This is a genomic window from Pseudoxanthobacter sp. (assembly GCF_036822375.1).
Classification (GTDB): Bacteria; Pseudomonadota; Alphaproteobacteria; order Rhizobiales; family Segnochrobactraceae; genus Pseudoxanthobacter.
Genome location: NZ_DAISHT010000058.1, coordinates 15,199 through 18,793, shown reverse-complemented (window position 1 = coordinate 18,793; position 3,595 = coordinate 15,199). Strand labels below are relative to the sequence as shown.

4 protein-coding genes are annotated in these 3,595 nt (G+C 72.9%); 1 reads left to right on the top strand and 3 read right to left on the bottom strand.

Features of this window, described 5'->3' with window-relative positions:
* Positions 1-111: 111 nt before the first annotated feature.
* A complete protein-coding gene (locus V7067_RS07955) occupies positions 112-552 on the top strand; it encodes a helix-turn-helix domain-containing protein (RefSeq protein ID WP_334175354.1) in 441 nt (146 codons plus the stop codon).
* A gap of 36 nt (positions 553-588) precedes the next feature.
* Here V7067_RS07955 and V7067_RS07950 read toward each other — a convergent pair whose 3' ends face one another.
* Genes V7067_RS07950 through V7067_RS07940 form a run of 3 tightly spaced genes read right to left on the bottom strand, consistent with a single transcriptional unit; the run spans position 589 to position 3,529 of the window.
* On the bottom strand, positions 589-1,446 hold the full coding sequence (locus V7067_RS07950; RefSeq protein WP_334175353.1) for a heme ABC transporter ATP-binding protein: 858 nt from the start codon (positions 1,444-1,446) through the stop codon (positions 589-591).
* 5 nt (positions 1,447-1,451) lie between these two features.
* The gene (locus V7067_RS07945) at positions 1,452-2,558 is read right to left on the bottom strand and encodes an iron ABC transporter permease (protein WP_334175352.1); all 1,107 of its coding nucleotides are present in this window, start codon (positions 2,556-2,558) and stop codon (positions 1,452-1,454) included.
* On the bottom strand, positions 2,555-3,529 hold the full coding sequence (locus V7067_RS07940; RefSeq protein ID WP_334175351.1) for an ABC transporter substrate-binding protein: 975 nt from the start codon (positions 3,527-3,529) through the stop codon (positions 2,555-2,557). Before V7067_RS07940 ends, V7067_RS07945 begins: the two co-directional genes overlap by 4 nt.
* Between the last annotated feature and the right edge of the window lie 66 nt (positions 3,530-3,595).

Sequence of the window (3,595 nt, the reverse complement as noted above, 5' to 3'; positions counted from 1 at the left end):
ATGCGCCGCACGCCACGGCCCGGTTTCGGGCAAAGAACGACCCGCGCCAGCGGCCGGAAAAAAAGCCGGGCGGCCGGCACGGACAGACGGCAGAGACGGATGGCAGGAGGAATGAAGACGATGACGATCCGGCAGGATGGCGCGGACGAAGACGCGCCGGTGCCCGCGCGTTGTGCCGACTGGCGGCAGCGTTATCCCGACCTCAGCCTGTGCCCGGTGCGCGGCGTGCTGGACCGGGTGGGCGACAAGTGGACGACGCTGGTTCTGCTGACGCTGGCCGAGCGCCCTCACCGCTTCGGCGAGCTGCGCCGCGCCATCGTCGATATTTCGCAGCGCATGCTGACCCAGACGCTGCGCGAACTGGCCCGCGACGGTCTCGTCAGCCGGCGGGTATTTCCCACCCAGCCGCCGGGCGTGGAATACAGCCTCACGCCGCTCGGCCACTCGCTGCTGCAACCGCTGCTGGGGCTGGTGCGCTGGGCGGAATCCCATTTCGCCGACGTGGAAGCCGCCCGCGCCGCTCACGACAGCGCCACGGAGGAAGCCGCCTGACCGCGCCGGGCTGTTCCCTGAACGCGCATCCTGCGCTCACAGCCGCTCGGCGATCTGCGGCAGGATGAAGGGGCAGCCATCGGGCGGCACAGTGGAAGGCGGCAGGTGCACCGCAAAGACGGTGCGCAGCAGCTCCAGCGTCAGCACCTCCGACGGCGGGCCTTCGGCCGCCTTGCGGCCGGCGGCGATCACCACCATGCGATCGGCATAGCGCGCGGCAAGATTGAGATCGTGCAGCACCACGATGGCCGCACCGCCGCCGCGCGCATGATCGCGGGCGGCATCGAGCACGCGCAGCTGGTGGGCCAGATCCTGCGCCGCCGTCGGTTCGTCGAGCATCAGCAGGCCGGGGCCGTTCTGCCGCTCGCCCGCCCACGACTGGCACAGCACGCGGGCAAGCTGGGCGCGCTGGCGCTCGCCCCCGGAAAGGGCGTCATAGAGCCGGTCGGCCTTGTCGGTCAGGTCGACCCGCTCCAGCGCAGCGTCGATGATATCGTCAACCTCGCCGCGGGCCATTACGAAGCCCGGCACGGTGATGCCGAGCGCCGCGATTTCGCGCACGTTGAAGGGAAAGGACAAACTGGTTGCCTGCGGCAGCACGGCCCGGCGCATGGCGGCGCGCCGCGCGCCCAGAACGGCCAGCGGCACGCCGTCGATCAGCACTGTGCCCGCGCCCGGCCGGTGCTCGCCGGCCATCAGCTTCAGAAGGGTGGACTTGCCGGCCCCGTTGGGGCCGACGATGGCTGTGAACGTGCCCGGAAAAGCGGCGAAATCCACGGCGTCGAGCACGGTGCGGCTGCCGCGCGCAAAGGTCACGGCGCGGGTCTCGGCCATGGCGGCGGCGGGCCGGGGCGCGGCCGGGGCGATGCGGGGCACGGTCATGGTCGCTGTCATGAGCCTCAGAGCCCTCCGCGCCGGCGCAGCAGCAGCCACAGGAAGAACGGCGCGCCGATGGCCGCGGTGACGATGCCGATGGGCAGTTCCGCCGGTGCGGCCACGACGCGCGCCACGGCATCGGCTGCCAGCAGCAGCGCCGCGCCCACGAACGCCGACCCCGGCAGCACGAAGCGATGGTCCGGCCCGGTGACGAGCCGCACCACATGCGGCACCACGATGCCCACGAAGCCGATCACCCCGGACAGCGCCACCGACGCGCCGACCGCGCAGGCGGCCGCCACGATGGCGATCTTCTTCGCCCGCTCGATGGCAACGCCCAGATGCACGGCCTCCGCCTCGCCCAGCAGCAGGGCGTTGAGCGGGCGGGCCACCAGCGGCGCGGCAACGGCCGCCACGAGGAAGAACGGCAGGGCAGCCGCGATCTTCGGCCAGTTGGCGCCGCCGAGGCTGCCCATGGTCCAGAAGGTGATGTCGCGCAGCGCCCGGTCGTCGGCCCGAAACACGATCAGCCCCGACAGCGCGCCGGCAAAGGCGCCGATGGCGACGCCTGCCAGCAGCAGGGTGGCAACCGACGTCTGCTGCCCGCGCGTCGACAGCGCATAAAGCAGCCAGGTCGAGCCGAAGGCGCCGGTCACGGCGGCGACCGGCACCGCCTCGGTTCCGAGGGCGGCCACGACCGGGGCCAGCAGGCCGCCGCCAAGCGCAATCATCGCCACGGCGGCAAGGCCGGCGCCCGAGGAGGCGCCGACAAGGCCCGGATCGGCCAGCGGATTGCGGAACAGGCCCTGCATCATCGCGCCGGTCACCGCCAGCGCGCCGCCCACCAGCAGCCCCAGAACGGTGCGCGGCAGGCGGATATCCATCAGCACCAGCCGCTCGCGGGCGAGGTCCGCCGGCAGCGGATCGGCCGCGGCAAAAGAGGCCAGCACCCGCGGCAACGCATCGAGGCTGATGCCCGTCGGCCCGACGGCGACGGACAGCACCATGGCCGCGGCCATCAGCACGAAGCCGGCGCAGAGCCCGATGCGCGCGCGCAGCGTGCGGTCGCCGCGCCGGCGGGCCGCCGCGCCGGGCCGCGGCAGCGCCGCGGAAGATGCCGCGCCCGTCACGGTGCCGCCGCCGTGCAGGCGGGATCGACGGCGCCGCACAGCTCCAGCGCCGCCGCCGCCGTGCGCGGGCCGAAGCCCAGCAGCGCCAGCCCGTCGACCTTGACGAAGCGCCGGTCCTTTGCCGCCGGCACCAGCCGGAAGGCGGGCATGGCGAACACCTCGTCGGCGGAAAGCCCGTCCGGGCCGTGATTCATCATCACGATCACCTCCGGCGCCGCGCCGACGATGGCTTCTTCCGTCATGGGCTTGTAGCCCTCGATGCCGGCGGCGACGTTCTCAAGCCCGGCGAGCTTCAGGGCCCCGTCGGCCGCCGTGCCGCTGCCGGCGACCATCGGCTGCCCGTTGCGCATGGAAAGCACGAACAGCGCGCGCGCCGGACGCTTCACACGGGCGCGCGCAGCATCGAGACGGGCAAAGCCGGCCTCGATTTCCCTCACCAGCCCCTCGCCCCGGTCCTGCTGACCCACCGCCTCGGCGATCAGGCGCACACGCGCCGGAATGGCCTGCGGCGTCTTGGCGGCCTCGATCAGCACCAGCGGCACGGTGGAAGCCGCCAGCACGTCGATGGCCGGCGGCGGACCGGAATCGCCGTCGGCGATGATCACGCTCGGCCGCTCGGCCAGCACGCCTTCCGGCGAGAGCTGGCGCATATAACCGATATCGGCCTTGGTCTTCAGCGCCTCGGGCGGATAAAGGCTGGTGCTGTCGACGGCCACAATGCGGTCGCCAAGGCCCAGATCCCACAGGATTTCGGTGACCGTGCCGCCAACCGCCACGATGCGGCCGGTATCGGCAACCGTCACGGTGCGGCCGCTGCCATCCGTGAGGGTGACGGCGCCGGCCGGCATCCCGGCCGCCGCGGCCAGCCCGCCGGCCAGCAGCAGGCCCGCGGCGCGCCCCCGCGCCCGCCGCTTCGCGTCCCTCCCTGCGCCGGACACCCCGGCGCTCCGCCGGCCGAAAATCGCTGCCATCACCGCTCTCTCCCGCCTGCGCTGCCGACTTGTCGACGTGCCGCTGCCGACTTGCCGCCCTGCCGA

Bases quoted from the DNA above. Each gene is read 5' to 3' on its own strand.
- V7067_RS07955 (WP_334175354.1), top strand. From the start codon at position 112: ATGAAGACGATGACGATCCGGCAGGATGGCGCGGACGAAGACGCGCCG.
- V7067_RS07950 (WP_334175353.1), bottom strand. From the start codon at position 1,446: ATGACAGCGACCATGACCGTGCCCCGCATCGCCCCGGCCGCGCCCCGG.
- V7067_RS07940 (WP_334175351.1), bottom strand. From the start codon at position 3,529: ATGGCAGCGATTTTCGGCCGGCGGAGCGCCGGGGTGTCCGGCGCAGGG.